Consider the following 26,457-nt stretch of genomic DNA (forward strand, 5'->3'; position numbering starts at 1 on the left):
TGGCGTCGACGGCCCCGCACCGAAACGCCGCGCCGGCCCTGGAGACTCGGCGGGGGCATCCATGCTGGGGATGACGCAAGGAAATCGCGGACGCCGCGTCAGGCAAGGGCCTATGAGTGCGGATCCTGTCGGCGGCGAACCCGGCTAGAAGGGGATCCGCCCGGTGAGGATGTCCTTGAACATCACCCAGTCGCCGATGAACGAATAGACCGGGTGGCGGAAGGTCGCGGGGCGGTTCTTCTCGAAGAAGAAATGCCCCACCCATGCGAAGCCGTAGCCGCACAGCAGCGCAGCCAGCAGCCACCAGCCGCTGCGCTGCCAGAGCGCCACCGCCACCAGCACCAGCACGCCGCAGCTGCCGATGAAGTGCAGGCGCCGCGACATCCGGTTGGCGTGCTCGCCGAGATAGAACGGATAGAACTCGCGGAAGCTGGCGAAGCGGCTCATGCGGCTCTCCGGGCCAGGACCTGGAGCCATGATGGCGCGCGCCCGCGCCCGGCACAAACCGGGCCGCCGCTCCTTCAGCCGGCGGGGTCCGCTTCGCTGCGCTTGGCGCGCTGCCAGAGCGCCTCCTGCGCCGCCAGCGGCAAATCCTCCAGCGCGCGGCCCTCGTGCGCGGCCAGCGCCTCCATCTTGCGGAACCGGCGCTCGAACTTGAGGTTGGCGCGGCGCAGGGCGCTGCCGACGTCCACGCGCGCATGCCGGGCCAGGTTGGCGGCGACGAACAGCAGATCGCCGATCTCGTCCTCCAGGCGCCGGCTCGCGGCTGCATCCCCGGGGGCAACGGCGACGGCCTCGAACTCGGCACGCGCCTCGGCGAGTTCCTCCTCCAGCTTGGCGATCACCGGCGCCGGCCCGGGCCAGTCGAAACCGACCCGCGCGGCGCGGTTCTGCAGCTTCACCGCACGCTGCCATTCGGGCAGCCCGCGTGCGATCCCGGCCAGGGCCGATTCGTCGGCATCGCCGCCCGCGGCGCGTTCGCGGCGCTTGTGCGCCTCCCATTCGCGCGTCTGCGCCTCGGCGTCCTCCACCGAGGCCCCGGCGAACACGTGCGGATGGCGGCGGACCATCTTGTCGCAGATCGCGCCGACCACGTCGCCGAACGCGAACTCGCCGGCCTCCTCGGCCATGCGCGCATGGAACACCACCTGCAGCAGCAGGTCGCCGAGCTCGTCCCTGAGCGCCGCCATGTCGCCGCGGTCGATCGCGTCGGCGACCTCGTAGGCCTCCTCCACGGTGTAGGGCGCGATGCTGGCGAAGGTCTGCTCGACGTCCCACGGGCAGCCGCCCTCGGGATCGCGCAGCCGCGCCATGATGTCGAGCAACCGCTGGATGTCGTTCGGGGTGTCGGTCATCGCCTCTACCAGATCTTCGAATCGTCGAGCTCCGGTAGAGCCGAGCTTGCTCGGCTGCTTCCGGCTCCGGAGCCCGTGCAGCCGAGCAAGCTCGGCTCTACGGGGTGGGTTGCAGCCACTTCCGCCACGGCAGCGCCGGATCGCCCAGGGCGATGAAGTCGCCGTTGAGCAGGGTGTCGCGCTGGTTGTAGCGGAACGGGCGGCCGCGCGGGTCGAGCACCACGCCGCCCGCCCCTTCCAGGATCGCCTGGCCGGCTGCCGTGTCCCACTCGCTGGTGGGCCCGAAGCGCGGGTACACGTCCATGCGCCCCTCGGCCAGCCAGCAGAACTTCAAGGAGGAGCCGAGCGCCACCGGCTCGGTCCTGCCGATGCGTGCTATCAGCGCCTCGGTGCGGCCGTCGCGGTGCGAGCGGCTGGCGGCGACCCGCAGCGGCGCGTGCGCGGGCCGAAGCGCACGCAGCGGCCGCTCGCCGGCGCCCTCGCGCAGGTAGGCGCCGCAATCCGCACCGCCGTGCCACAGCGCGCCGGTGACCGGCTGCTGGATCACCCCGAACACCGCAACCCCGTCCTCGACCAGGGCGATGTTCACGGTGAACTCGCCGTTGCGCTTGACGAACTCGCGGGTGCCGTCGAGCGGATCCACCACCCACAGCCGCGGCCATCGCCGGCGCCGCGCCAGCGGCACGGCATCGGCGGACTCCTCGGACAGCACCGGAATATCCGGGGTCAGCTCCGCCAGTCCCGCGACGATGCGGTGGTGCGCGGCCATGTCCGCGGCGGTCACGGGCGAGGCGTCGTTCTTGCGCTCGACCGCGAATTCGCCGGCATAGACCTGCAGGATCGCGTCCGCCGCCTCGCGGGCGAGCGCGATCACGCCCTCGCGGACCGCCTCAGCGACCGGCATGGTGCTGCAGGTATTCGCGCACGACGAACAGCGCCGCCAGCGAGCGGCCCTCCGAGAACTCCTCGCGCAGCACCAGTTCGTGCAGTGCATCCAACCGCCACGGCACCACTTCCAGCTCCTCCGGCTCGTCGCCGGGCAGGCGCTCGGGATAGAGGTCGCGCGCCAGCACCAGCCAGGTCAGATGGCTCATGTAGGTCGGCGCCAGGGTCAGCGTGCGCAGCACCTCGAGGCTGCGGGCGCCGTAGCCGGCCTCCTCCTTGAGCTCGCGGCCAGCCGCCTCGATCGGGGTCTCGCCGGCGTCGATGCGGCCCTTCACCAGCCCGAGCTCGTAGCGGTGCACGCCGGCGGCGTATTCGCGCACCAGCAGCACCGTGTCGTCGTCGATCAGCGGCACCACCGCCACGGCGCCGTGGCCGCGGCCGTGCAGGCGTTCGTAGAGGCGCCGCTCGCCGTTGCCGAATTCGAGGTCCAGCCGCTCCATCCGGTAGGGGCCGGCCTCGTGCTCGGTGATCGAGTGGATGGTCGGCAGGCGGCGCGTCATGGTCGAAGTCCGGCTGCCGGCCGGGCGATAATGCCGGGATGACTGAGAAACTTCACGATCCGGACATTCTAGCCGACGCCGCCGACTGGCGGGCGCGCGACCTGGCGGTGCTGTGGCATCCGTGCACGCAGATGCGCGAGCATCAGGGCGCGCTGCCGCTGCTGCCGGTGGCGCGCGGCGAGGGCGCGTGGCTGGTGGGCCCCGACGGCCGCCGCACCCTGGATGCGGTGTCGAGTTGGTGGACCAATCTGTTCGGCCACGCCGAGCCGCGGATCGCCGGCGCGATCGCGCGACAGGCGCACACGCTCGAGCAGGTGATCCTGGCCGGCTGCTCGCACCTGCCGGCGGTGGAGCTGGCCGAGCGGCTTCTGGCCCTGGCGCCGCGGCAGCGCGACCGCGACCCGCTGGCGAAGGTGTTCTACGCCGACAACGGCTCGGCCGGGGTCGAGGTGGCGCTGAAGATGGCCTTCCAGTGGTTCCGCAACCGCGGAGACGAGCCGCGGCGGACGAAGTTCGTGGCGCTGGAGAACGGCTACCACGGCGAGACCATCGGCGCGCTCTCGGTCGGCGACATCCCGCTGTACCGGCGCGTCTACGCGCCGTTGCTGATGGAGGCGCTGTTCGCGCCGTCGCCGGATGCGTATCTGGCCCGCGAGGGCCAGGACGCGGCCGGCCATGCCGAAGACGCCGCCGACGCGCTGGCGCGGCTGTTCGACGAGCATCCGGGCGAGATCTGCGCGCTGGTGCTGGAGCCGCTGGTGCAGTGCGCCGGCGGCATGCGCATGTACGACCCGGTGTACCTGCGGCGCGCGCGCGAGCTCTGCGACGTGCACGGCGCGTTCCTGATCGCCGACGAGATCGCGGTCGGCTTCGGGCGCACCGGCACCCTGTTCGCCTGCGAGCAGGCACCCGCCGACGCTCGCCTCGGCGGCAGCGCCGGGGTCCAGCCGGATCTGCTGTGCCTGTCCAAGGGCCTGACCGGCGGCTTCCTGCCGCTGGCCGCGGTGCTGTCCACCCAGGCGATCTACGACGGTTTCCTGGACGACTCGCGCGAGCGCGCCTTCCTGCACTCGCACAGCTACACCGGCAACCCGCTCGCCTGCGCCGCGGCGCTGGCCACGCTCGGCATCTTCGACAGCGACGACGTGCTGGCGCGCAACCGCGCCACCGCCGCGCGCATGGCCGAGCTGTCCGCGCCGCTGGCGGCGCATCCGCACGTGGCCGACGTGCGCCAGCGCGGGATGATCGTCGCCTTCGAGATGGCGCAGAACGGCGACCGGCGCACGCCGTTCGCGGCCGCGCGGCGCACCGGCCTGCGCGCGTACCTGCATGCGCTGGAGCGCGGGGTGCTGCTGCGGCCGCTGGGGGACGTGCTGTACTGGATGCCGCCGTACTGCGTGGGCGAAGACGAGCTGGCGCTGCTGGCCGACGTCACCGCCACCGCGATAGGCGCGGCGACGGCATGAACCGGTCGTCCTTCGCCGGCCGCCCTCCCCGTGCCGGGGCGAACCGTCAATGCGCCTGACCCGCGCCCACGTCGACGCCGACCTGGCCCCCGGACGCCGCATCAGGCTGTCCGAGACCGCCGCGGCGCACCTGCTGCGGGTGCTGCGGCTGCGGGTGGGCGACGCCTGCGTGCTGTTCAATGGCGACGGTCGCGACTACCAGGCGCGCATCGTCGCGGCGGACAAGCGCGGCGGCGAGGCGGAGATCCTCGCCTCGCACGCCGTCGACAGCGAATCGCCGCTGCGGATCGTGCTGCTGCAGGGCGTCGCCCGGGGCGAGAAGATGGACTGGATCCTGCAGAAGGCGACCGAGCTCGGGGTCGCGGCGTTCGTCCCGGTGAGCAGCGAGCGCAGCGAGGTGAAGCTGGATCCGGCGCGCGCGGAGAAGCGCCTCGCCCACTGGACCAGCGTGGTGATCTCGGCCTGCGAGCAGTGCGGGCGCGCTCGCGTCCCGGCGCTGTCCCCGGTGCGGCCGCTGGCCGCGGCCGCCGAAGCCGCCGGCGACGGAGCGCGGCTGTTGCTCGATCCCGCAGCGGCGTCGGGCGTCGACGGCCTGGACGCGCCGGCGGCCGCCACGTTGACCATCGCGGTCGGGCCGGAGGGCGGCTGGTCGCCGCGCGACCGCGCAGTGCTGCTGGAAGCCGGCTTCGCGGGCGTTCGCCTCGGTCCGCGGGTGCTGCGCACCGAGACCGCCGGGATCGCCGCGATCGCCACGCTGCAGGCGCGCTTCGGCGACCTGCGCTAGCGCGTCCGCCCCGGGCACGCGCGCACGCGAAAGCCGGCGCGGCTGGATGCACCCGGGATCACCGCCGACCGGCCGGAGCCGCCCACGGCTTTCGCGGCCATGGGCCGCTCCTACAGGGCGTCGGCTCGCCGCGGCCTTCGTAGGAGCGTGCCATGCACGCGAAGGCCGGTGCGGGCGGATGCACCCTGGATCGCCGCAGACCGGGCCGGAACCGCCCACGGCCTTCGCGGCCATGGGCCTCTCCTACACGGAGCGCCTTCAGGCGGCCTGCCGCAGCGCCTCGTCGATCGAGGCCGCCACGGCGTCGAGGTCGGGAATCAGCGCCGGGTCGCCGTTGAGCAGGACCCTTGCGAGCACGTCCGCGGGCAGCTCCGCATCGCCCGGGTCGTCGATTTCGAGCGCGTCGCGCGGCACCGTGACCAGCCGCGGGAAGCCCTGGGTCAGCAGTGCGTAGTAGGGCAGCCGCGGATTGCCGTCGAGCGCCTTCAGCACCGCCACCTTGCTGCCCAGCCCACCCTGTTCGGGGGCGATGCCGGCCAGCCGCGAAAACGCCACCAGCGGCAGCTGCCAGCCCTGCCAGCGGATCCGTCCCAGCAGCCACTCGGGCGCCCCCGGCACCGGTTCCGGGTCGGCATAGGACAGCACTTCCGAGATCGTCGCGTTGGGCAGCAGCAGGCGCGCATTGCGGACCTGGATCAGCACGCCGCGGATGTCCTGGCGTTGGTCGCTCATGCAATCGGCTCCTCGAGGTGCGCGCCCGCCGGACGGTCCGGCGGCGGCCAGCGCTCGGCCAGTTCCTCGGCGAGCTGCCGGGGCATGCCGGAACGGCCGCCGCGGGCGATGACGATGTCTGCCGCGGCGCCGTCGTAACAGCCTTCCGGGGACTGTCCGGCCACCAGCGCGCCGCCCCAGGCCTGGCTCATTGCGGCGTCGACCAGCGCCGGGTCGCTGCCGCTCAGGAACAGGACCGCGCTGTCGTCGGGCGGCAGCGATGCGGGCAGCGCGGCGCTCGCGCCCTCCGCGGCGACGAACCGCAGCTGCGCGCGCGTGCGTGCCACCCCGATGTCCGGCGGCAGGAAATACACGTGGCCCGGCTCGACCGTGGCGCCTTCCTCGGCGAGCGCCACCGGCAGTTGCGCGGCGCGCTCCATCTGCCGCACCAGGCGGTCGTAGCGGCCACCGTCCAGGCGCAGGCGCACCAGCAGCGGTCGCGGGAAGCCGGGCGGGATCGCGGCCAGCAGCTGGCGCACCGCATCGGGCCCGCCCAGTCCGCCCTCGATCACCACCGCGCCGCGCTCGGGGCCGTTGCCGTAGCTGTCGGCGTCGGCCAGCGAGAGCCCGGCGATGCGCTGCTCGAGCGCCGCGAGGTCCGGGCCGGAAGGTTCCTGTTCCTGCTCCTGCTCCTGCGCCCCGCCCGCGGAGGCCGAGGGCGCGTCGCCGATCTCGATATCGAAGTCGAAGCCCTCGAACTGCATGGTCTCGTCTGCGGAGGCCGGCGTCGCCTCGCCGCCGGCCTCCCCGGCGCCGCGCTCCATGACATCGCCGGCGGATCCTGCATCCTGGAACGCGCGCGGTTCCGCCTCCGCTCCCGCGGCAGCGTCGTCTTCCGCGCTCTCGAAGCTGATGTCCTCGAGCGTGAGACCTTCGAAGTCGAAGCCCTCCAGCTTCACGTCCTGGAGCGTGTCGCCGCCCAGCGCGATCGCCTCGAGCGCCGAGGCGTCGAGGTCCTCCGTCTCGAGATCCTCGGTCTCCAGGCCCTCCGACAAGGCGGGCATCGCCGCCGCATCCGCGTCGGTATCGGCGGCGCTCGCGTCGGCGTCGCCGGAGCCGTCCGGGCCGAAGTCGAAGTCGATCTCGAGGCCAGGCGCGTTCGCGTCGCCGGCCTGACTCTCGGCAGCCGCAGGCGCAGACTCGGGCTCCGCTCCGAAATCCCCGGTTTCGGCCTCGACGCCGGATTCTGCGTCGGCCTCGCCGGCGTCGGCCTCGACCGGCGGCCCGGCGTCTGCGGCCTCCGTATCCAACCCGCCGTCGCGAGGTACGCGGTCGGCGACGTGCCGGGCTTCGCTGGCGATCGAAGCCAGGTCGCGGTCCGACACCTCGTGCCCGCCCTGCGGTAGCGGGCCGGGCGACGGCTGCCAATCGCCGGGGTCGTGCTCGCGCCCGGGCGGCAGCACGTCGTCGTGGCGGTTGAGCTTGGCCGCCAGGTGCCGGACCCAGCGGGCGGCATCCCAGCCGGCGCGCTGCGCCGCCAGCTCCGCCTCGTCGAAGATCACCGCGATGCCGGGATCGCCGAGCAGCGGCTCGTAGGCCTCCAGGGCGTCCTCGATCGCCGGCTCGAGCGCAACCAGGACCGCCTGCGGCGCGGCAGCCACGACTTCGGCGACGTCGGTGGTCGTGGGATCGGCCACCGCCACCAGCTCGGCGCCGGCCTCGCGCAGCGCCTGCTCCAGGCGTGCGCGCGCTTCGCCCTCCCTGGCCAGCAGCGCGACGCGGGTGGCGCCGTCAACCATCGTCGCGTCCGCCCAGCAGATCGAGCACGTTGCGCATCAATTCGTTCTCCTGGTACGGCTTGCCGAGATAGCGCTCCACGCCGATCTCGAACGCGCGCTGGCGGTGCTTCTCGCCGGTGCGCGAGGTGATCATCACGATCGGCACGCGGCGCAGGCGCGCATCGGCCTTCATCTGCGTGGCCAGCTCGTAGCCGTCCATGCGCGGCATCTCGATATCCAGCAACATCAGGTCGGGCACGCGCTCGTCCATGCGCTCGAGCGCGTCGACGCCGTCGCGGGCGGTGACCACCTCCAGGTTGTGGCGTTCGAGCACGCGGCCCGTCACCTTGCGCATGGTGACCGAATCGTCGACCACCATCACCAGCGGGACCTGGCGCCGTTCGGACGCCTCGGACGGAACCTCTTCGCGCTGCTGCACCGCCTGGCGGCGCACCAGCGGCGCGATGTCGAGGATCACCCGCACGCTTCCGTCGCCCATGATCGTGGCGCCGAAGATGCCGGGCACGGACGCCACCTGCGGACCCACCGGCTTCACCACGATCTCGCGATTGCCGATGATCTGGTCCACCGCGACCGCCGCACGCAGCTCGCCGGCGCCGATCAGCAGCAGCGGCATCTGCAGATGGCCCTCGGCGCGCGCCGCGGCGTGGCCGACCAGCTTGCCGAGGTCGTGCAGGGCGTATTCCTCGCCGCCGTACGAGTAAACGGCGCCGCCCTCGGCCATGTGATCGCGGGTGATCCGCCCGACGCCGCGCACCGAGGCGATCGGCACCGCGAAGCTGGTCTCGCCGATGCGCACGAACACCGCCTGGGTCACCGCCAGCGTCTGCGGCAGGCGCAGGGTGAAGGTGGTGCCCTGCCCGGGCCGCGAATGGATGTCGAGGGTGCCGCCGAGCTGCCGCACCTCGCTGGCCACCACGTCCATGCCGACGCCGCGGCCGGCCAGGCGGCTGACCTCGTCGGCGGTGGAGAAGCCGGGCTCGAAAATCATCACGTCGAGATCGCCGTCGCTCAGCGCGACCCCGGCGCGTACCAGTCCCCGCTCCTCTGCGCGGCGGCGGATCGCCTCGCGGTCCAGGCCGCGGCCGTCATCGCCGACCTCGAGCACCACTTCGGAACCCTCGCGGCGTACCGCGATGCGCACCGTGCCCTCTTCCGGCTTGCCGGCCTTGCGGCGCCGCTCGGGCGTTTCCAGTCCGTGCACCACGGCGTTGCGCAGCATGTGCTCCAGCGGTGCGGTCATGCGCTCGAGCACGTTGCGGTCCAGTTCGCCCTGGGCGCCGTCGAGCCTGAGCTGGACCTGCCTGCCGGTCTCCGCGGCGGCCTGCCGCACCACCCGCCTCAGCCGCGGCAGCAGCGCGTCGAACGGCACCATGCGCGTGCGCATCAGGCCTTCCTGCAGGTCCGAGCTCACCCGCGACTGCTGCAGCAGCAGGGTCTCGTACTGACGCGTGAGGTCGTCGAGCGTGCCCTGCAGGCTGGTCATGTCGGTAGCCGACTCGGCCAGCGCGCGCGAGAGCTGCTGCAGGGTGGAGAAGCGGTCGAGCTCCAGCGGGTCGAACGTGGCGTCGCCGCTGTCGCCCTCGCGCTGGAAGCGGGCGATGATCTGCGCCTCGGTCTCGATGTCGAGGCGGCGCAGCTGATCGCGCAGGCGCGTGTTGGTCTGCTCCATCTCCGCCATGGCGCTGCGGAACGCGCCGAGCTGCTGCTCCAGGCGCGCGCGGTAGATCGCCACCTCGCCGGCGTAGTTGACCAGGCGGTCGAGCAGGTCGGCGCGGATGCGCACCTGCTCCTGCGGCGCACGCACCGCGATGTCCTCGCCCTCCCCCGCGACGTCTTCGCCGATCGGCGCCGACAGCGGTGCCAGCGGGACGACATCGGCCGCGGCGGCCGCGGCGGCCGCGACCGTCCGAGTCTCCGTCTCCGGAGCCTGCGGCGCCAGGATTTCCCCGCGCGCGCGGGCATCGAACTCGGCGCTCAGCCGTTCCGATGCGGCCACCGCGCGGCGCGCGCCGACCCGCGTGACCATCACGTGCAGGCGGTCGAAGCCGCGCTCGAGCAGGGGAATGCCGTCGCTGCCGAGCTCGCAGCGCTGCTCGACCACCGCTTCCAGCAACGACTCCATGGCATGGCCGAGCTCGCCGATGGCCATGATGCCGGCCATGCGGGCGCCGCCCTTGATGGTGTGCAGGTCGCGCTGCAGGCCGATCAGCGGCTCGCGCTCGCCGGGCGCCTCGCGCAGCTGCGCCAGCAGACCGTCGGAATGATCGAGCAGGTCGCCGCTCTCCTCGACGAAGATGTCCACCAGCTCGGCGTCGAGGCCGTCCAGGTCGAGCGGCTCGTCGGGGTCCTCGGTCGCAGCGGGAACCGCTGGCGCCGGTGCGGCCTCGCCGCTGACGTCGGTGGAGGCGGCCGCGGTCTCGCGCTCGCTCCTGGCCTGCTCGGCGTACTCGGCCTCGAGGCGCGCGTACTCGGCTTCCTCCTCGGCCTGCAGGCGTTCGATCTCGGCGCGCTCGGTGGCGGCGCGCTCGGCTTCGAGAGGTTCGGCTTCGAGACGTTCGGCTTCGAGACGTTCGGCTTCGAGACGTTCGGCTTCGAGACGTTCGGCTTCGAGACGTTCGGCTTCGAGACGTTCGGCTTCGAGGCGTTCGGCCTCGAGGCGTTCGGCTTCGAGACGTTCGGTTTCGAGGCGTTCGGCCTCGAGAGGCTCTGCTTCGAGACGCTCGGCTTCGAGACGCTCGGCTTCGAGACGCTCGGCTTCGAGACGCTCGGCTTCGAGGCGTTCGGCTTCGAGGCGTTCGGCTTCGAGGCGCTCGGCTTCGAGGCGCTCGGCTTCGAGGTGTTCGGCTTCGAGACGCTCGGCTTCGAGACGCTCGGCTTCGAGACGCTCGGCCTCGAGACGCTCGGCCTCGAGACGCTCGGTCTCGAGACGTTCGGCTTCGAGGCGTTCGGCTTCGAGGCGTTCGGTTTCGAGACGTTCGGCTTCGAGACGTTCGGCTTCGAGGCGTTCGGCTTCGAGGCGTTCGGCTTCGAGGCGTTCGGCTTCGAGACGCTCGGCTTCGAGGCGCTCGGCTTCGAGGCGTTCGGCTTCGAGGCGTTCGGTTTCGCGACGCTCCGCATCCGCCTCCACGGCTTCGAGCTGGCCGGATGCTGTCGTCGATCCGAAATCCGGCACCGCGCTGTCGGCCAGGTCGCCGTATTCGCTCAGGTCGAAGGCCGAGAGTTCGCCGTCCACGCCGGGCAGCGGTTCCGCCATGTCCGGCGCTTCCGGCGGCAGCGCGGGACGCACGTCCGGCAGGCCGTCGCGCAGCGCCGCGAGGCGGGCGGCGAGCCCCGCGCAGGTCGGGACCTGCGGCCGCTCGGCCTTCAGCCCGACGATCGTGGCGGCCACCACCGCCGAGAGCTCTCCGAGCGCCGTCACGCCGGCGGGCTCGGCCGGCGCGCCCGCGGCCGCGAGGCGGCGGATATAGGACTCGGCCGGCGTCAGCGCCTCGGTGATCACCGGCACTTCGGCCATGGCGAATGCGCCGTTCATGGTGTGCACGGCGCGCAGCAGCGCATCGTCGGCGCCGGCGGGCTCGGCCGACGCGCGCCGCACCCAGGCGTCCACCGTGGCCAGGTGACCGGCGACTTCGGCATCGAGGATCTCGAGCAGCAGCGCGTCCACCGCAGCCGGCACCATGGTGCCGTCGGTTTCCTCGACTGCCGGCGTTTCCGCTTCCGCCTCGGGGGCGGGCGGCGCCGCGACCGCTTCGCCCGCGGCCGGCGCCTCGGAGCCGGCCCCGACCGCCGGTTCCGCCTCCGCCTCCAGCGCCGCAACGGGCGGCGGCGGTGCAGCGGCCTGCGGCGCCGCGTCGCGCGGCATGGCTTCGTCGCCGGCGGCGATGCGTTCGGCATCGGCCTCCATTCGCTGCAGGTCGACCTGCAGCGGCGCGTCGCCGCGCAACACGGACTGCAGCTGCGGCAGGGTGTAGAACGCCTGGTCGACCATCGCCACCACCGTCGGGCTCGCGGCGCGGGTGCCCTCGAGCACGCGGTTGAGCAGGCCCTCGATCTTCCAGCTGAACTCCCCCAGGGTGCGCGCGCCGACCAGGCGGCCGCTGCCCTTCAGGGTGTGGAACACGCGCCGGATCGGCCGCAGCCGCTCCAGGTCGTCGGGCCGCTCGCGCCACGGCGGCAGCAGGCGATCGAGGTTGTCGATCTCCTCGGCGAACTCCTCGAGGAACACCTCGCGGATCTCGTCGTCGATATCGTCGTCGGTGACCTCGAAGCCGCCGCTGATGCCGACCGGTGCGGGAGCCGGGCCGGGAGCGGGAGCGGGAGCGGATACGGGCGCGGGCGAGGCGACGGGCGCCGCTTCGGACGACGCCTCTTCTCCGGGTTCCCCGGAAGCGGCCGCAGCCGCGTCGTCCACGGCTTCGCGTGTCTGCGGCTGCTGGCCGGGCCCGCGGTCCATGAAGGCCGCGACACCGGCGGCGATCTCCTCGGCACCGACACCGGCACCGGCGGCGGCGATGGGGGCTTCGCGCTCCGCACCGGCGGCATCGGCCTCGGCCGGCGCCTCCACGGGCAGTGGCCAGTAGCCGAGCGCCTCCAGGCTGTTGCGGGCGATGTCCAGGATCTCGTCGCGATTGCCGCGCTGCTCGCGCAGCGCCTCGAGGTAGTACTCCAGGCTGGCCAGGGCATCGGCCAGGGTATCGAGCTGGCGGCCATTGGGGACGCGCCTGCGGCCCAGCAGCTCGGTCTCGGTGTAGCGCCGCACGCCGGTGACGTAGCCGGCGGGAAGCGGCAGCTCCAGCATCTGCAGCACACCGGCCACTTCCTGCAGCAGGCGCGGCACCTCGGCCAGCTCGCCGTGGTCCCAGCTGGTCTCGACGAAGGCCACGAAGGCCTGGCGCGCGTCGGCGAAGTTGGCGATCGCCTCGCGGGCGATCACTTCCTGGGCCTTGCGCGATTCGCCGGCCAGCGGGTCCTCCTCGCCGCCGGCGTCGCCCTCGCCCAGGCGCGCGACCTGGTCGTCGAGCGACGCGTCGACGTAGAGCAGCGAGCCGGCGATGTCGAGCAGCGTGCTCTCGTCGGCCTGGCGGTCGCCGCGGACGATCGCCTCCATCGCCTCGCGCTGCTGCTGCACCACGGTGCGGGCCACGCCCAGGCCGAGCATGCCGAGGGTATCGGCCACCCGCGCCAGCGCCTCCACCTGCGGCTGCAGCAGCGCAGCGTTGCGTTCGCCGGTGCGCAGGTGCAGGTCGAGCACGTCCTTGACCCGCAGCAGGTCCTCCTTGACCGCGCCGGCAACGGTATCGAGCAGGGCGCGGTTGCGGCCGCGCAGGCTGCCGCGGGCGTGGTCGAGTTCGGCCTGGCTGGGCGCCTCGGCGTCGAGCTCGAAGGTCTCGCGCAGTTCGCGCAGCGCCGGGTGGTCGCCGGCGGTGTTGGCGACATGGAAGAGCAGTTGCCGGGTCGGCTCGAGCGCGGTCTCGGGCGATGGCACGCCGAAGCCGTCGTCCTGAAGTTGCTGGCGGGCCTCGCGCACGACGCCGGCAAAGCCCTGGCGCAGCGCCTCGCCCGGCTCCAGCGCACCGTCGCGCAGCGCGTGCATCACCCGCGCGGCGACCCAGAGCATGCGCCGCACCGGCTCCACGCGGGTGCGTGGCAGCAGGGCGTCGAGCGCATCGGCGAAGGACGCCGGGTCCTCGGGCCCCGCGTGCTCCGGCCACGCGGCCATCGCCGCATTGAGTTCGGTCAGCTGGGCCGCGGTCCTTCCGCGCGAAGGCTGCGGTTCGGGCGCGGCTTCCGGCAGGTCGGCGGGCAGCGGGCGGTGCAGGTCCGGGACGAACAGCACGCTCTCGCTCAGTCCGGCGGCGCCGCGCGCCGCGCGCAACTCATTGAGCAGCGGCAGCAGCACGATCGGGATGTCCTTGTGCCCGCCCTGCAGCCGCTCGAGGTAATCGGGCAGCAGCACCGCGCCGCGCATCAGCGAGGCGCAGGCGCCGTCGCGGTCGGCGGTCTCGCCGTTCTGCAGCGCCTGCGCCAGGCGCTCCATCTCCTCGGCGACCATCGCCGGGGCATACAGTTCGACCATGCGCAGCGTGCCCTGCACCTGGTGCAGATAGCCGGCGCAGAAGCGCATCCGGCTGGTGTCGCTGGGATCCTCGACGAAGGCCTCGATCTCGAGCCGCGCCTGGCGCAGCGTCTCGTCGAGTTCCGGCTTGATCCAGCCGAGCGAGGTGTAGTCGATCGCGTCGCGCAGCGCCGTCATCGCGCACCCCCGGGGGAATGCGCGCGGACGCGGCTGCAGGCTGTACCGGTGCGCTTCATGCTGGTGTGGGTCTCGTCCTGGCTGGCGGCAGCGGTCAAGCCGGCAGCTTGAAGTCGGCGACCGAGCGGCGCAGGTCGGCGGCGAGCTGGGCCAGGTTGCCGATCGACTCGGCGGTCTGGCTGGCGCCCTGCGAGGTCTGCGCGGTGATCGACTGGATCGTGTCCATCGCCTGGGTGATGTTGGAGGCCGCGGCCGACTGCTGCTGCGCGGCGCTGGAGATGCCCTGAATCAGGTCGGCCAGGCTGGTCGAGACGCTTTCGATCTCGCCCAGCGCCGTGCCGGCGTCCTCCGCCAGGCGCGCGCCGGCGACCACTTCCGAGGTCGTCTGCTCCATCGAGCTGACCGCCTCGTTGGTATCGCTCTGGATGGTCTGCACCAGCGTTTCGATGCGCTTGGTCGCGTTCGACGCGCGCTCGGCGAGGCGCTGCACCTCGTCGGCCACCACCGCGAATCCGCGGCCGGCCTCGCCGGCCGAGGCCGCCTGGATCGCCGCGTTCAGCGCCAGGATGTTGGTCTGCTCGGAGATGTCGTTGATCAGTTCCACGATCGAGCCGATCTCCTGGGACGACTCGCCCAGGCGCTTGATGCGCTTGGAGGTCTCCTGGATCTGGTCGCGGATCGAGTCCATGCCCTGGATCGTCTGCCGCACCACGCCCGCGCCCTTGGTCGCGATCTGCACCGAGCGCTGCGCCACGTCGGCCGACTCGGCCGAGTTCTTCGAGACCTGGTCGATGCTGGCCGCGATCTCGCTGATCCGGTTGGACGCCGAGGTGATCTCGCGCGCCTGGTGTTCGGCCGCCTCGGCCAGGTGCATGGCGGTGGCCTGCGTCTCCTGCGCGCTGGAGGAGACCTGCACCGAGGTGTCGTTGATCGTCTGCACCAGGTTGCGCAGCTGCTCGACCGCGAAATTGATCGAGTCGGCGATCGCCCCGGTCATGTCCTCGGTGACGGTGGCCTTGACCGTCAGGTCGCCTTCGGCGAGCGAGCCCATCTCGTCCAGCAGGCGCATGATCGCCTCCTGGTTGCGGTTGTTGAGCTCCATCGTGGTTTCGTAGCGTTCCTTCTGGGCGCGGTTCAGGCTGAGCACCAGCAGGACGATGGCGGCCAGCGCGATCGCGCCGGCGATGATGCTGATCCAGATGTTGCCGAGGACGCTGGTGTCGGCGAGCGAGCCGAACGCGGTGAACGCCTGGAACAGGTTCTCGCTGTCGGACAGCAGCTGGTCGGAGCCGGCGGTGAGCGCCGCGGCGGCCGCCTGCGCGCCGAACAGGTTCTGGGCGCTGCCGAGGATGGCGTCCAGGTCCTCCTTCATCTCGGTCCACAGCCCGGTGGCGTTCTCCAACGCCGCCAGTGCGCCGCCGTTGCTCAGAGCCTGGACGTTCATGCCCTCGTCGCCTTCGCGCAGGCCCTCCAGCACCTGCTCGAACACGCCGACGTCGCGCGCCAGCGCCTCGCCGGCGATCGCCGCGGCGGGGCCGCCGGCCTGGATCTCTGTGACGCGCCTGGCCATGGTCGAGGCCAGCACCACCTCGCGCAGCGCGATGTAGACCTGCGAGGCGGGCGAACCGCTGTTCGACATCGCGCGGACCAGTTCGTCCAGCTGCGCCTGCAGCTGCGGGACCCGCTGGGTGAAGCGCTCGGCGTTGCCGGCCAGCGCCAGCACCGCCTGTTCGCTGGCGATCACCTGCTGGGCGTGCTTTTCCAGCGGCGCCCAGGTCTGGCTGACCGAGCGGATCGGCCCCGACACCCCGGCGGTGTCGCCGAAGTTGCTGTTGAGCCCGGCGACGTCCTGGTCGATCTCGGCCTTGGTGGACTTGAACGCCGCGTAGGCCTCGGCGTCGCCGGCGACCGCTTCGCGTCCCTGGATCGCCAGGCGCTGCGAGTTCACCTGCAGGCTCGAGGCGGCGGTGCTGGCGCCGCCCAGGCGGGAGGCCTTCCAGATCGCGTAGCCGGTGTTGGCGCCGAAGATCAGCAGCGCGATCGCCAGCACGGTCAACCAGAAGTTGGTGCCCAGATTGCGGCCCTTGCCGGCGACGGTGTCCATTACGGTGCTCATGGCCTTACCCCTGTGTCTTTCGATGCGGCGTTCAGGCCGCGGCTTGTCTGAATTCCGGCGTGCGGGCCAGCCGGTCGAGGCTGAAGACTCCCCACTCGATGTCGCCGAGCCGATAGGCGCGGTCGACGAAATGCGCATAGCGGCCCACGGCCAGCGGCTCGGCGGGGATTTCCTGCTCCTCGAGGAAACTGCGCTGCCCGAACAGCTCGTCGATGGTCACCGCCACGTCGCCGCCCGGCTGGCGCACGATGAGCACTCGCTGGCTCTCGTGCAGCACGGTGCGCTCGCCCTCGAGGAACTGCTTGAGGTCGACGATCGGCAGCAGGTTGCCGCGGATGTTGGCGACGCCGAGCATCCACGACTGCGCGCCGGGCACCGGGGTGATCTGCGGCATCGGCAGGATCTCCAGCACCTCGTCGAAGCCGGACGCCAGGCGACGCGCGCCGATGCGGTAGCCGACCCCGCGCCACAGGCCGGGCGCATCCAGCTCCTCGGGCAGGCCGGCCACGTGCGCCAGGCTGCGCGCCTCGTAGTCGAGCAGGATCGAGAAGGGATCGCCCGGGAGCTGCGGGTCGCGCGCGCGGATCATGTCGCGGCGCCGAGCAACTCGTTGATGCTGCCGATCAGGGTCTCCTCGCTCGGCGGCTTGACCAGATACCCCTTGGCACCCTGGCGCATGCCCCAGGCGCGGTCCGTCTCCATGCCCTTGGTGCTGACGATGATCACCGGGATGGCACTGGTGTCGGCGTCGCGCGACAGCGCGCGGGTGGCCTGGAAGCCGTTCATGCCGGGCAGCACCACGTCCATCAGCACCAGGTCGGGACGCTCGCGGCGGCAGGCCTCGATGCCGTCCTCGGCGCTGGTCGAGGTCAGCACCTGGTGGCCGTTGCGCTCGAGCAGCTGGGTGAGGACCGCGGTATCGGTCGGCGAGTCTTCGATCAACAGGATGCGTGCCATGGTATTGCCCTGCCCCCCGGTCAGGTGCTGACGTGCTTGCGGATCGCGTCGAGGAGTTCCTCGCGCGTGAACGGCTTGGTGACGTACTGCTCGGAACCGACGATCCTGCCGCGTGCCTTGTCGAACAGGCCGTCCTTGGAGGACAGCATGATGACAGGTGTCTGGCGGAACATCTGGTTGTTCTTGATCAGCGCGCAGGTCTGATAGCCGTCCAACCGCGGCATCATGATGTCGACGAAGATGATCTGCGGATGCTGATCGGCGATCTTGGCCAGGGCCTCGAAGCCGTCGACCGCAGTCGTCACCTCCGCCCCCTCGCGCCTGAGCAGCGTCTCGGCGGTCCGGCGGATGGTTTTCGAATCGTCGATCACCATCACCCGCAAGCCATCGAGGCTCCCGGCGCGTTTCTGGTCTTGCGTCATCAAATGATCCCCTGGCGCGGTGTTCTCGACGGCCGACACCGCTGCAATGGCGTCTTATATCCCAGTCGGCCGGCGCACTGTCAAGCTTCGCACGCCGCGCGCTTCGCCGCGACCCGCGTTCACGGCGCTGCGCCTCGAACCGCGCCTGCTAACATCGCCGCTCCCCCGCTGCCGCCACCGCCATGCCCCTCGATGTCGTCGTCGTGATGGATCCGATCGGCTCGATCAAGGTCGCCAAGGATTCGACGTTCGCGATGCTCCTGGCGGCGCAGCGTCGCGGACATCGCCTGCACTACGTGCCGCCCGGAGGGCTGTCGGTGACCGCCGGCGTCGCGAAAGCGCGCGTGGCGGCACTGACGGTCCGCGACGACCCGGCAGGCTGGTTCGAATTGGGACAGGCATCACAACGTACGCTGGGGTCCGGAGACGTGGTGCTGATGCGGCGCGACCCGCCGGTCGACGCCGAATACGTCTACGACACCCAGATCCTCGGCCTGGCGCAGCGGGCGGGGGCCCTGGTGGTCAACGACCCGCAGGGACTGCGCGACCTGAACGAGAAACTGGCGGCGCTGGAGTTCCCCGAGTGCTGCCCGCCGACCCTGGTCAGCCGCGCCGCCCCGGACCTCAAGGCCTTCGTGGCCGAGCACGGCGAGGCGGTGCTCAAGCCGCTGGACGGCATGGGCGGGCGCTCGATTTTCCGGGTCGCCGCCGGCGACCCCAACATCAACGTGATCCTGGAGACCCTGACCGCCGGGGGACGCAATCTCGCCATGGCGCAACGCTACCTGCCGGAGATCGCCGGGGGCGACAAGCGCATCCTGCTGATCGACGGCGAGCCGGTGCCGTTCTGCCTGGCGCGGGTGCCCCAGGGAGACGACTTCCGCGGCAACCTCGCCGCCGGCGGACGCGGCGAGGGCCGGCCGCTCGGCGAGCGCGATCGCTGGATCGCGGCGCGGGTGGGGCCGGAGATGAAGCGCCGCGGGATGGTCTTCGTCGGCCTGGACGTGATCGGCGACTGGCTGACCGAGGTCAACGTGACCAGCCCGACCTGCATCCGCGAACTCGATGCCCAGTTCGGCCTGGACATCGCCGGCGACCTGTTCGCGGCGATCGAGGCCCGCGCCTGACCCCATGGTCCCCGCCGCGCAGCTGCCCTCCCCGATCGGCGACCGCGAGCGCCTCAGCGCCACCCTGGTGCTGTCGCTGCTGCTCCACGGCATGCTGGTGCTGGGGCTGGGCTTCGCGCTCGACGACGCCGCCCCGGTGATGCCCACCCTGGACGTGATCCTCACCGAGACCACCAGCCCGCTCACCCAGCAGCAGGCCGACTTCCTGGCCCAGGCCAGCAACCAGGGCGGCGGCGAGCACGAGCAGAGCCGGCGGCCGCGCGAATCGCAGCTCGGCCACGCGCCGCAGGACGAGCCCGGCATCGCCCCCGAACCGCTGCGCGCGCAGTCCCCCGACGCCCGGCCGCCGCCGCAGGCGCGGGTGATCAGCAGCCGCAGCGGCGAGCAGCTGGCCGTCGCTCCCGACCCGCCCCCGCAGGCCGACCCCTCGCTGCTGCCGGAAGGCCGCGACCGCATCGAGCGCGACATGGAGATGGCGCGCCTGGCCGCCGAGATCCACCTGCGCTCGGAGCGCTATGCCAGGCGGCCCAAGCGCAAGTTCGTCTCCGCCAGCACCCAGGAATACGCCTACGCCGCCTACCTGCGCGCCTGGGTGGACCGGGTGGAGCGGGTCGGCAACCTCAACTATCCCGACGAGGCGCGGCGGCGCCGGCTCGCCGGCGAGCTGGTGATCAGCGTGGCGATCCGCCGCGACGGCTCGGTCGAGAACGCCGAGGTGATCCGCTCCAGCGGCATCCGCCTGCTCGACGATGCCGCGCTGCGCATCGCCCGGCTGGCCGAACCCTACCCGCCGCTGCCCCGTACCGACGAGGAGGTCGATGTCCTCCACGTCACCCGCACCTGGCAGTTCCTGCCGGCAGGCGAGTTGATCGACGGCTGACCGGGAGCTGGCGGCCTCCGGCCGCGCGTTCTCGATCTCCCGTTACAGGCGCTTCCACAGGAAGCCTTCGCCACGCCGATGGTAGACCGCCAGTGCGCGCCCGTAGAACTCGCGCACCGGTACCAGGCCGAACTGGCGGCCATCGGCGCTGCGCCCGCGGTGGTCGCCGAGCACCAGCGCCATGCCGTCGGGTACGACGATCGGCGCCATGTCAGGCCCGCCGCCATGGCGCAGGTCCAGGCTCACCAGCCGCGTGCCGAAGCGCTCGACCTCCGTCCCTGCGCCTCGCGGCCGCAGCCACGCGCCGTTGATGCGCAGCCGGCCGTCGACCAGTTCGACGGTATCGCCGGCCACCGCCACCACGCGCTTCACCAGGCGGGTGCCGTCGACCGGGGAATCGAACACCACCACCTCGCCGGGGCGGGGCCCCTCGCGCGGGACCAGGTCCACCAGGGTGAAGGGCAGGCGCAGCCCGTAGGCGGTCATATCCACCGCAATGCGGTCGCTCGGCTGCAGGGTCGGCTGCATCGAACCGCTCGGCACGTGGTAGTGGTTGGCGAAGGAGGAGCGTGCCACCAGCATCAGCAACACCAGGAGCAGCAGCGGCAGGGCTTCGGCGCGCAGCCAGGCGCGGGTCCTGGCTGCGGTGGATGCGGGGCCGGTGCGGGAAGATGTCACGGGGCCTTCTTGGTGATGCGGCTGCGGCTGGCCGGGGCTCCTCTCGGACCGGTGATCGCCGGGGAAGTTCATCCGGCCCGATCGCCGCCGCCTCATGCGCGACGACCGGGTGGGCGCCCGGAATCGCGCCCACCCGGCCGGCGCCCCGCGGCTTCACGGCCATGGGCCGCCGCTACGCGCCCTCTGCGGAAGCGGGCCCTGCAGGAGCGGGCCATGCCCGCGAAAGCCGACGATCCGACCGTTGCCCGGCAGCTCCGCCGGCCTCCCCAAGCCGCGCGTTCCTCCGCGGGCGCGCTGCACTATTCCCCCTGCCGACGCCTCGCCTGCTGCTCGGCCAGGGTCAGCGCCACGTTGTCGCGCAGGTAGGCCGGCTCGAGGGATTCCGGGGCCACGCCGCCGCCGGCGGCGAATTCCGCCGCCGCCAGGCGCGCCACGTCGCCCGCCCGCGGCAGCGCGGCAGCATCGATGCTGCGCATCGCCGGCCCCAGCCGCATCGCCAGCGCGCCATCGGCGGCGGCGAATCCGGTCCCCACGCCGAGCCAGCCCGGCGCTTCGTCCGGCAGCGCCACCGCATCGGGAGGCGCCACGCGCTCGGCCGCCATCGCCGCCAGTCCGTCGCCGCGGCGCTGGAAGGCACCGGCATAGACCTCGCCCATGCGCGCGTCGATCGCCGCGAGGATCCTTGCGTCCGCGGCACCGGCAGGCCGGGCCCGCATCGCCAGCGCGGCCAGGGTCGACACCGGCACCACCGGCAGGTCGAGCGCCAGGGCGATGCCCTGCGCCAGCGCGATGCCCAGGCGCACGCCGGTGAAGGCACCCGGCCCGCGCCCGATCGCAACCGCATCGAGCTGCGCGCGCGCGATTCCCGCCTCGGCCAGCAGCGCCTCCGCCCAGGGCAGCGCCAGCTCGGCGTGGCGGCGCGGGGCCAGCTCGAAGCGCTCGAGCAGTCCGGCATCGGTCCAGAGGGCGACCGAGCAGGCTTCGGTGGCGGTTTCGAAGGCGAGCAGGTTCATTCGGGAATCGGGAATCGGGAATCGGGAATCGGGAATCGGGAATCGGGAATCGGGAATCGGGAATCGGGAATCGGGAAAAGCGTAGCGGCTTTCGCAGCCGGCAAGGGGATCCGGCGCGGCGCGGCTATCCAGCCGCGTCGGCGAAGGCCGGGGCGAAGAAGGCCTGGACGTCGGCGACGTCGCGGGTGACCGGGAACGGCGGCATCGAGTCCAGGAACACCCGGCCGTAGCCCTTGCCGGTCAGGCGCGGATCGCAGAGCACCAGTACGCCGCGGTCGCGCTCGCTGCGGATCAGCCGGCCGACGCCCTGTTTGAGGGCGATCACCGCCTGCGGCAGCTGCTCGTCCGGGAACGGATTGCCGCCCGCGCGGCGGATCGCCTGCAGCCGCGCCTCGAATACCGGATCGTCCGGCGCGGCGAACGGCAGCTTGTCGATGATCACCACGCTCAGCGCGTCGCCGGCCACGTCCACGCCCTCGCGAAAGCTGGCGGCACCCAGCAGCACGCCGTTGCCCGATTCGCGGAATCGCTGCAGCAGCACGTGGCGCGGCCCCTCGCCCTGCACGAACAGCGGCCAGGGCCCGCCGCGCAGCAGCGCCGCCGCCTCGCGCAGCGCGCGGTGCGAGGCGAACAGCAGGAAGGCGCGCCCGCCCGAGGCGTGCAGCACCGGGAGCACCGCGTCGACGATCGCCGCGGTGTAGTCGCGCGACGCGGGCTGCGGCAGCCGCTGAGGCAGGTAGCACAGCGCCTGCGCGTTCCAGTCGAACGGGCTGGGCGCCAGCAGCGTGCGCGGGGCGTCCAGCCCCAGGCGCGTGGCGATGTGCTCGAAGTCGCCGCCGACCGCCAGGGTCGCCGAGGTGAACACCCAGGCAGCGCGCGACTGCTCGCGATGGCTGCGCAGCGGCCCGGACACGTCCAGCGGGGTGCGCTGCAGGCGAAAGCCGCGCGGCGACAGTTCGTACCAGCGCACGTCGTCGGCAAAAATGGGGTCAGGTTCATTTTCCGCCGACGATGTGTCGGTGCCGGACACATCCTGGTCGGAAAATGAACCTGACCCCATTTTTTCATGCCAGCGCGCCAGCCTGGTGGAGAACTCCAGCGCACGGGCGCGACAGGCATCGAAGCCGGGGGCGGCCTCGGCCAGCGGCGCCACCGCGGCGGCGAAATCGCGCAGCACCCCGGCAAGCCCGTCGAGGGCCGCGGCGACCGGAGCCTCGTCCAGCAACCGGTCTCGGGTGCCCCGTGCCGGCAGCGCCTCCATGTCCGCGCGCAGCGCGCGCACCGCCTGCTCCAGCGCGCGCGCCGGCCCCTGCATCACGCCCAGCGAGCCCTCCACCTCGCGGCACTCGCCGAGCGCGTCGCGCGCCAGTTCCACCAGCGGCCGCGCGCTCAGCCCCTCGCCGAAGAACTGGGCGGCCAGCTCCGGCAGCTGGTGCGCCTCGTCGACCACGAACGCCTGCGCCCCGGGCAGGATCTCGCCGAACCCTTCCTGCTTCAGCGCCAGGTCGGCGAGCAGCAGGTGGTGGTTGACCACCACCAGGTCGGCGCTCTGCGCGCGCTGTCGCGCCTGCACCACGAAGCATTCGCTCCAGAACGGGCATTCGCTGCCCAGACAGTTGTCGACGGTGGAGGTGACCAGCGGAATCAGCGGCGAGTCCTCGGGCATCGCCTCCAGCTCGGCCAGGTCGCCCATGCGGGTGCGCCCGCTCCAGGCCACCACGCGCTGGAACAGCGCCACCTGGTCGCGCGCGGTGAAGCGGGGCTCGCCCTTGGCCCGCTCCAGCCGGTACCGGCACAGATAGTTCGCGCGGCCCTTGAGCAGCGCGGTCCGCAGCCCGGCGCCGAGCGCGTCGCGCACCCGCGGCAGGTCGCGATGATAGAGCTGGTCCTGCAGCGCGCGGGTGCCGGTGGAGACGATGGTCTTGAGCCCGGACAGCAGCGCCGGCGCCAGGTAGGCGAAGGTCTTGCCCGTCCCGGTGCCGGCCTCGGCCAGCAGGGTGCCGCGGCTCTCGAAGGCCTCGGCGATGGCGGTCGACAGCGCCTGCTGGGAGGGCCTGGGCACGAATCCGTGAATCCGCTCCGCCAGCGCCCCGCCCTCGCCCAGCGCGGCGCGCGCGGCCGGCGCGAGGCCGTCCGGGTCCATCCCGACGGCGGCGCGCCCCGCGCTCATCGTCGCGGTGCGCGCGCCGGACGCAGGTCCCGGGGCGCCTCGAGTTGCCGGAACGCGTTCAATAGCGCTCCGGCCCGGCCACCCGGCAGCCCGCGACCTGCTCGCGTGCCGAAGCCGCCCCTTCGGCGTCCGCGGCCAGCAGCCGCAGCTGTTCCAGCGTCGCCCAGTGCCGGCGGCACAGCGGACCGACCTGGGCGCCGAGCGCGTAGGCGCGCTGGGCCAGTGCGTCGGCGGCGGCGAAATCGCCCAGCAGCACCGCCAGCTCGGCGCGCTCCTGCAGCAATGCGGGATCGGCGTCGACGATCTCCAGGGCGCGGTCGAGGGCCTCGGCCGACGCCTGGTAGTCGCCGGCGGCCTCGAGGCGGCCGGCCTGCTGGCGCAGATCCTCCACGCGCGGGTCGCGCAGCGGCTGCACCGCCAGCTCGCCCTCGCCGTCGCCGGCGGCGGCGCGGATGCTGGCGACCATCTGCGCCGCGTCGGCCACGGGCATGTCCACGCCCCGCCACGGATCCTGCACCGGGCCGCCGGCGCAGGCCGCCAACGCGACCGCGGCCGCGAACGTCAGCAGCCGCGCTGCGGCCAGGGGGCGCGACATGGTCATGGTTCGTACTCCTCGGGTGGTACCTGATCGGACTCGGCCGGCGGCGTCGCCGGGTCCGCGGTCTCGGCAGCGGGCTCGCGCTCGCCGACGCCGAACCAGCGGCGCCAGCCGCCGCGGCGTGGCTCCTCGCGGGGGGCCGTGGCGGCGCCGGCCTGCACATCGTAGCCGCCTGCGGCGATCTCCGGCGCAACGTAGACGCAGGGCTGGAACGGCGGCGCGAATCCCGCCACGAACGGGAAGCGGCGCGCCTCCGGGCAACCGGCCTCGGTGCTGAAGCCCTGCACCACCCACTGCCAGTCCAGGCCGCCGTCGCCGACCTCGAGCGGCGCACTGGGCAGCCGCGCGAACATGTCCGACCAGGCGCGCATCGCGCCGGTGGCGCCGTACAGGCCGGTGGGCTCGTTGCGGTCGTTGCCGATCCACACCACCGCGAGGTGGTCGCCGGTCCAGCCGGCGAACCAGCTGTCGCGGCCGTCGTTGCTGGTGCCGGTCTTGCCCGCCGGCTTGAGCCGGCCGAGGCCGTCGTTGACCAGCTGGCGGCCGGTGCCGGAGCTCACCGCGTGCTGCAGCGCCAGGTTGACCAGGCGCGCGGCCACCGCGTCGCCGTCCTGGGCGTCGGCCGGCGCCTTGTCGTAGCGGTTGACCGTACGTCCTTCCGGATCGAGCACGCCGCGCACCAGGCGCAGCGGCTGGATCTCGCCGCCGGAGGCGAGGAACTGGTACAGCTGCGCCATCGCGTAGGGGCTCTGGTCGACCGACCCCAGGATCAGCGCCGGGTTGGGGCCGGCCTCGATCCCGGCCAGGGTGCGGAGCAGCTCGGCCAGCCGGCGCGGGTCGACGTCCATGCCGATGCGCACCGTGGCCTGGTTGTAGGAGCGCGCCAGGGCATCGATCAGGCGTACGCTGCCGTGGTTGCGCTTGTCCGAATTGACCGGGGTCCAGCGCTTGCCGTTGGGCAGGGTGATGGTGACCGGCGCATCGTCCACCCAGGTCGCCAGCGAGTAGCGCGTCGGCTGCGCCAGTGCCAGCAGGTAGACGAAGGGCTTGAGCAGCGACCCCACCGGGCGCTGCGCCTCGATGGCGCGGTTGAAGCCGTGCTCGGTCGGTTCGCGGCTGCCGACCACGGCGATCACCTCGCCGTTGTGCACGTCGGTCAGCACCAGTCCGGCCTGCAGCGGCGGCCGCTTGTCCTTGCTCAGCGCCTCGATGGTGCGGCGCACCGCCCCTTCGGCGTAGCCCTGGGCCGCGGGCGACATCGCGGTCATCACGCTGAGCCCGGCGCCCTGCAGGGCGTCGGCGGGATAGTCGCGGCCCAGCTGCCGGCGCACCAGGTCGACATAGGCCGGAAAGCGGTTGGCGGCCAGGCTGCCGGGCGTGCTGGTCACGCCCAGCGGCGCGGCCAACGCGCGCCGGTACTCGGCCTCGTCGAGGAGCCCGCTATCGCGCATCTGCGCCAGGGCGAAGTCGCGGCGCTGCGTCGCACGCTCGGGATGGCGGCGCGGATCGTAGAACGACGGACCGCGGATGATCCCGACCAGCAGCGCGATGTGCTCGGTCTCCAGGTCGGCGAGCCGGCGCCCGAACCAGAACTCGGCGCCGGCAGCGACGCCGTGGATCGCCTGCGCCCCGCGCTGCCCCAGGTAGACCTGGTTGAGGTAGGCCTCGAGGATGCTGCCCTTGTCGTAGCGCGCCTCGATCAGCAGCGCATAGAGGATCTCGTTGAACTTGCGGGTGTAGGTCTGCTCGCGGCCGATCCCGAGCAGCCCCGAGCGCGCCAGCTGCTGGGTGAGCGTGCTGCCGCCCTGGCGCGCCTCGCCGGCGCGCAGGTTGACCCAGGCGGCGCGGAGCATGCCGCTGAGGTCGATGCCGCGGTGATGGGCGAAGTCGCGGTCCTCGACCGCCTGCAGCGCATCGGTCAGCAGCACCGGCACCTCCTCGACCCGCACCAGCCGCCGCTCCTCCTGCTGCTGCCCGTAGAGGGTGGCGATGCGCGCCGGATCCAGCCGCACGCGCTCCAGGGCCTTCTCGGTGGCGGCGTCGCGCAGGCGTTCGACGCGGCCTCCGGACAGCGTGACCACCACGCGCGCCGGCGCCACCGCGCCGTCGACGTCCTGGAAGCCGCGGCTGGCGATGGTCCACTTGCCTTCCCCGCCGTCCCACGTGCCGGCGCGCTCGCCGTCGCCCTCGCGATACGCGGCGGCGTCCAGCTCGGCGCGCAGCGTCTGCGTGTCCATCGCCAGCCCTGGAGCCAGCTGCAGCGGGCGCGCATACACCCGCGTGGGCACCTGCCAGCGCAGCTCGCCGAAATGGCGGCTGACCTGCTGGTTGAGGTACAGGGTGTAGGGGATCAGCAGCCCCAGGGCGAGGCCGGCGGCCGCCAGCCCCCAGGTCAGGATCCGCCGGCGCCAATCGGTGCGCGCGGCGCTGTCGCCGTCGTCGTCTTCGTCGTAATCGATACGGGGCATTGAGCTGGGGCGCGCGCGGGGGATGCGACAATGGGCATTCCCGCGAGTCTAGCGCAGCGCCGTCGCGCGTCCCTGCCGCGGGTGACCGACCATTCAGATTGCGAGCGACGCCCGAGGCCGTGCTTCCAGATCCCCGCTACCACTGGCGCCGCCTGGGCGCGCGCCTGCACCGCCTGCGGCTGGCGCTGCATGCGCGCGGCTGGCGCGGGATG

General features: G+C 72.6%; 21 protein-coding genes and 2 pseudogenes. 6 read left to right on the top strand and 17 right to left on the bottom strand.

Translation table 11 applies throughout. The features are described 5' to 3' along the window. Window positions 1–144 precede the first annotated feature (144 nt). The 4 genes from H0E84_RS10065 to nudE all read right to left on the bottom strand — a co-directional run bounded on the left by H0E84_RS10065 (window position 145) and on the right by nudE (window position 2,800). Complete coding sequence (locus H0E84_RS10065; protein WP_180678516.1) at window positions 145–447, bottom strand: Mpo1-like protein; 303 nt, start codon at window positions 445–447, stop codon at window positions 145–147. 74 nt (window positions 448–521) lie between these two features. Further along, on the bottom strand, window positions 522–1,355 hold the full coding sequence (mazG, locus tag H0E84_RS10070) for a nucleoside triphosphate pyrophosphohydrolase (protein ID WP_180678517.1): 834 nt from the start codon (window positions 1,353–1,355) through the stop codon (window positions 522–524). Window positions 1,356–1,452: 97 nt separating this feature from the next. Next, window positions 1,453–2,259: a 3'(2'),5'-bisphosphate nucleotidase CysQ gene (gene cysQ / locus H0E84_RS10075; protein ID WP_180678518.1), complete on the bottom strand. Its 807-nt coding sequence runs from the start codon at window positions 2,257–2,259 to the stop codon at window positions 1,453–1,455. Continuing rightward, window positions 2,246–2,800 (bottom strand): ADP compounds hydrolase NudE, encoded by a 555-nt coding sequence (gene nudE / locus H0E84_RS10080; RefSeq protein ID WP_180678519.1) that lies wholly within the window; start codon window positions 2,798–2,800, stop codon window positions 2,246–2,248. The genes cysQ and nudE overlap by 14 nt, the downstream gene beginning before the upstream one ends. A 38-nt stretch (window positions 2,801–2,838) precedes the next feature. Here nudE and bioA point away from each other — a divergent pair, with 38 nt between their 5' ends. Beyond that, the gene (bioA, locus tag H0E84_RS10085; RefSeq protein ID WP_180678520.1) at window positions 2,839–4,266 is read left to right on the top strand and encodes an adenosylmethionine--8-amino-7-oxononanoate transaminase; all 1,428 of its coding nucleotides are present in this window, start codon (window positions 2,839–2,841) and stop codon (window positions 4,264–4,266) included. Window positions 4,267–4,315: 49 nt separating this feature from the next. Beyond that, window positions 4,316–5,050, top strand: a complete 735-nt coding sequence (locus tag H0E84_RS10090) for a 16S rRNA (uracil(1498)-N(3))-methyltransferase (protein WP_180678521.1) — start codon at window positions 4,316–4,318, stop codon at window positions 5,048–5,050. A 258-nt stretch (window positions 5,051–5,308) separates the two neighbouring features. Here H0E84_RS10090 and H0E84_RS10095 read toward each other — a convergent pair whose 3' ends face one another. From H0E84_RS10095 to H0E84_RS20860, 3 genes are read right to left on the bottom strand one after another with little or no spacing between them, the layout of a single operon-like run. After that, window positions 5,309–5,782 carry a chemotaxis protein CheW gene (locus H0E84_RS10095; RefSeq protein ID WP_180678522.1) on the bottom strand — a complete coding sequence of 158 codons (474 nt, stop codon included), beginning with the start codon at window positions 5,780–5,782 and terminating at the stop codon, window positions 5,309–5,311. Continuing rightward, window positions 5,779–7,560, bottom strand: a complete 1,782-nt coding sequence (locus H0E84_RS10100; RefSeq protein WP_180678523.1) for a chemotaxis protein CheB — start codon at window positions 7,558–7,560, stop codon at window positions 5,779–5,781. The genes H0E84_RS10095 and H0E84_RS10100 overlap by 4 nt, the downstream gene beginning before the upstream one ends. Next, on the bottom strand, window positions 7,553–9,865 hold the full coding sequence (locus tag H0E84_RS20860; protein WP_425600478.1) for a response regulator: 2,313 nt from the start codon (window positions 9,863–9,865) through the stop codon (window positions 7,553–7,555). Before H0E84_RS20860 ends, H0E84_RS10100 begins: the two co-directional genes overlap by 8 nt. 278 nt (window positions 9,866–10,143) lie before the next feature. Here H0E84_RS20860 and H0E84_RS20865 point away from each other — a divergent pair. Both H0E84_RS20865 and H0E84_RS20870 read left to right on the top strand, forming a co-directional pair. Next, a pseudogene (locus H0E84_RS20865) lies at window positions 10,144–10,275 on the top strand (pentapeptide repeat-containing protein); the annotation flags it as partial. After that, window positions 10,270–11,058 (top strand): pentapeptide repeat-containing protein, encoded by a 789-nt coding sequence (locus H0E84_RS20870; RefSeq protein ID WP_180678538.1) that lies wholly within the window; start codon window positions 10,270–10,272, stop codon window positions 11,056–11,058. The pseudogene H0E84_RS20865 and the gene H0E84_RS20870, both read left to right, overlap by 6 nt. Window positions 11,059–11,551: 493 nt before the next feature. On the opposite strand, the pseudogene H0E84_RS20875 reads toward H0E84_RS20870, so the two are convergent. The 5 genes and pseudogenes from H0E84_RS20875 to pilG form a co-directional block, all read right to left on the bottom strand. Next, window positions 11,552–13,816: pseudogene (locus H0E84_RS20875) on the bottom strand (FimL-related protein); the annotation flags it as partial. A gap of 94 nt (window positions 13,817–13,910) precedes the next feature. Further along, window positions 13,911–15,932, bottom strand: a complete 2,022-nt coding sequence (locus H0E84_RS10130; protein ID WP_180678524.1) for a methyl-accepting chemotaxis protein — start codon at window positions 15,930–15,932, stop codon at window positions 13,911–13,913. A gap of 31 nt (window positions 15,933–15,963) precedes the next feature. After that, window positions 15,964–16,521: a chemotaxis protein CheW gene (locus tag H0E84_RS10135; protein WP_180678525.1), complete on the bottom strand. Its 558-nt coding sequence runs from the start codon at window positions 16,519–16,521 to the stop codon at window positions 15,964–15,966. Then, the gene (locus H0E84_RS10140; RefSeq protein ID WP_180678526.1) at window positions 16,518–16,889 is read right to left on the bottom strand and encodes a response regulator; all 372 of its coding nucleotides are present in this window, start codon (window positions 16,887–16,889) and stop codon (window positions 16,518–16,520) included. The genes H0E84_RS10135 and H0E84_RS10140 overlap by 4 nt, the downstream gene beginning before the upstream one ends. Window positions 16,890–16,909: 20 nt before the next feature. Next, complete coding sequence (gene pilG / locus H0E84_RS10145; protein WP_180678540.1) at window positions 16,910–17,311, bottom strand: twitching motility response regulator PilG; 402 nt, start codon at window positions 17,309–17,311, stop codon at window positions 16,910–16,912. A 182-nt stretch (window positions 17,312–17,493) separates the two neighbouring features. Between pilG and gshB the strand changes: the two genes are divergently transcribed. Both gshB and H0E84_RS10155 read left to right on the top strand, forming a co-directional pair. Next, complete coding sequence (gene gshB / locus H0E84_RS10150; RefSeq protein WP_180678527.1) at window positions 17,494–18,438, top strand: glutathione synthase; 945 nt, start codon at window positions 17,494–17,496, stop codon at window positions 18,436–18,438. A 4-nt stretch (window positions 18,439–18,442) separates the two neighbouring features. Continuing rightward, window positions 18,443–19,318, top strand: coding sequence for an energy transducer TonB (locus H0E84_RS10155; protein WP_180678528.1), 876 nt, complete (start codon window positions 18,443–18,445; stop codon window positions 19,316–19,318). A 42-nt stretch (window positions 19,319–19,360) separates the two neighbouring features. Here the strand turns inward: H0E84_RS10155 and lepB are convergent, their stop codons facing one another. The 5 genes from lepB to mrcB all read right to left on the bottom strand — a co-directional run bounded on the left by lepB (window position 19,361) and on the right by mrcB (window position 26,245). Next, window positions 19,361–19,996, bottom strand: a complete 636-nt coding sequence (gene lepB / locus H0E84_RS10160; protein WP_345776301.1) for a signal peptidase I — start codon at window positions 19,994–19,996, stop codon at window positions 19,361–19,363. 299 nt (window positions 19,997–20,295) lie between these two features. Beyond that, window positions 20,296–21,009: a tRNA (adenosine(37)-N6)-threonylcarbamoyltransferase complex dimerization subunit type 1 TsaB gene (gene tsaB / locus H0E84_RS10165; RefSeq protein ID WP_180678530.1), complete on the bottom strand. Its 714-nt coding sequence runs from the start codon at window positions 21,007–21,009 to the stop codon at window positions 20,296–20,298. A gap of 124 nt (window positions 21,010–21,133) precedes the next feature. Next, window positions 21,134–23,152, bottom strand: a complete 2,019-nt coding sequence (gene yoaA / locus H0E84_RS10170; protein ID WP_180678541.1) for a DNA repair helicase YoaA — start codon at window positions 23,150–23,152, stop codon at window positions 21,134–21,136. Window positions 23,153–23,237: 85 nt separating this feature from the next. Next, entirely contained in the window at window positions 23,238–23,780 is a 543-nt protein-coding gene (locus H0E84_RS10175; RefSeq protein ID WP_257644166.1) for a hypothetical protein, read from the bottom strand. Beyond that, a complete protein-coding gene (gene mrcB / locus H0E84_RS10180) occupies window positions 23,777–26,245 on the bottom strand; it encodes a penicillin-binding protein 1B (protein ID WP_180678531.1) in 2,469 nt (822 codons plus the stop codon). The genes H0E84_RS10175 and mrcB overlap by 4 nt, the downstream gene beginning before the upstream one ends. Window positions 26,246–26,457 lie beyond the last annotated feature (212 nt).

The sequence above is a fragment of the Luteimonas salinisoli genome (genome assembly GCF_013425525.1).
GTDB lineage: Bacteria > Pseudomonadota > Gammaproteobacteria > Xanthomonadales > Xanthomonadaceae > Luteimonas > Luteimonas salinisoli.

Excerpts from the sequence above, each read along its gene's own strand:
- tsaB (WP_180678530.1), bottom strand. The coding sequence starts at position 21,009 with ATGAACCTGCTCGCCTTCGAAACCGCCACCGAAGCCTGCTCGGTCGCC.
- pilG (WP_180678540.1), bottom strand. The coding sequence starts at position 17,311 with ATGACGCAAGACCAGAAACGCGCCGGGAGCCTCGATGGCTTGCGGGTG.
- H0E84_RS10175 (WP_257644166.1), bottom strand. The coding sequence starts at position 23,780 with ATGACCATGTCGCGCCCCCTGGCCGCAGCGCGGCTGCTGACGTTCGCG.
- mazG (WP_180678517.1), bottom strand. The coding sequence starts at position 1,355 with ATGACCGACACCCCGAACGACATCCAGCGGTTGCTCGACATCATGGCG.
- H0E84_RS10100 (WP_180678523.1), bottom strand. The coding sequence starts at position 7,560 with ATGGTTGACGGCGCCACCCGCGTCGCGCTGCTGGCCAGGGAGGGCGAA.
- gshB (WP_180678527.1), top strand. The coding sequence starts at position 17,494 with ATGCCCCTCGATGTCGTCGTCGTGATGGATCCGATCGGCTCGATCAAG.
- H0E84_RS10095 (WP_180678522.1), bottom strand. The coding sequence starts at position 5,782 with ATGAGCGACCAACGCCAGGACATCCGCGGCGTGCTGATCCAGGTCCGC.
- cysQ (WP_180678518.1), bottom strand. The coding sequence starts at position 2,259 with ATGCCGGTCGCTGAGGCGGTCCGCGAGGGCGTGATCGCGCTCGCCCGC.
- bioA (WP_180678520.1), top strand. The coding sequence starts at position 2,839 with ATGACTGAGAAACTTCACGATCCGGACATTCTAGCCGACGCCGCCGAC.
- H0E84_RS10140 (WP_180678526.1), bottom strand. The coding sequence starts at position 16,889 with ATGGCACGCATCCTGTTGATCGAAGACTCGCCGACCGATACCGCGGTC.
- nudE (WP_180678519.1), bottom strand. The coding sequence starts at position 2,800 with ATGACGCGCCGCCTGCCGACCATCCACTCGATCACCGAGCACGAGGCC.
- mrcB (WP_180678531.1), bottom strand. The coding sequence starts at position 26,245 with ATGCCCCGTATCGATTACGACGAAGACGACGACGGCGACAGCGCCGCG.
- H0E84_RS10090 (WP_180678521.1), top strand. The coding sequence starts at position 4,316 with ATGCGCCTGACCCGCGCCCACGTCGACGCCGACCTGGCCCCCGGACGC.
- H0E84_RS10065 (WP_180678516.1), bottom strand. The coding sequence starts at position 447 with ATGAGCCGCTTCGCCAGCTTCCGCGAGTTCTATCCGTTCTATCTCGGC.
- yoaA (WP_180678541.1), bottom strand. The coding sequence starts at position 23,152 with ATGGACCCGGACGGCCTCGCGCCGGCCGCGCGCGCCGCGCTGGGCGAG.
- H0E84_RS10130 (WP_180678524.1), bottom strand. The coding sequence starts at position 15,932 with ATGAGCACCGTAATGGACACCGTCGCCGGCAAGGGCCGCAATCTGGGC.
- H0E84_RS10155 (WP_180678528.1), top strand. The coding sequence starts at position 18,443 with ATGGTCCCCGCCGCGCAGCTGCCCTCCCCGATCGGCGACCGCGAGCGC.
- H0E84_RS10135 (WP_180678525.1), bottom strand. The coding sequence starts at position 16,521 with ATGATCCGCGCGCGCGACCCGCAGCTCCCGGGCGATCCCTTCTCGATC.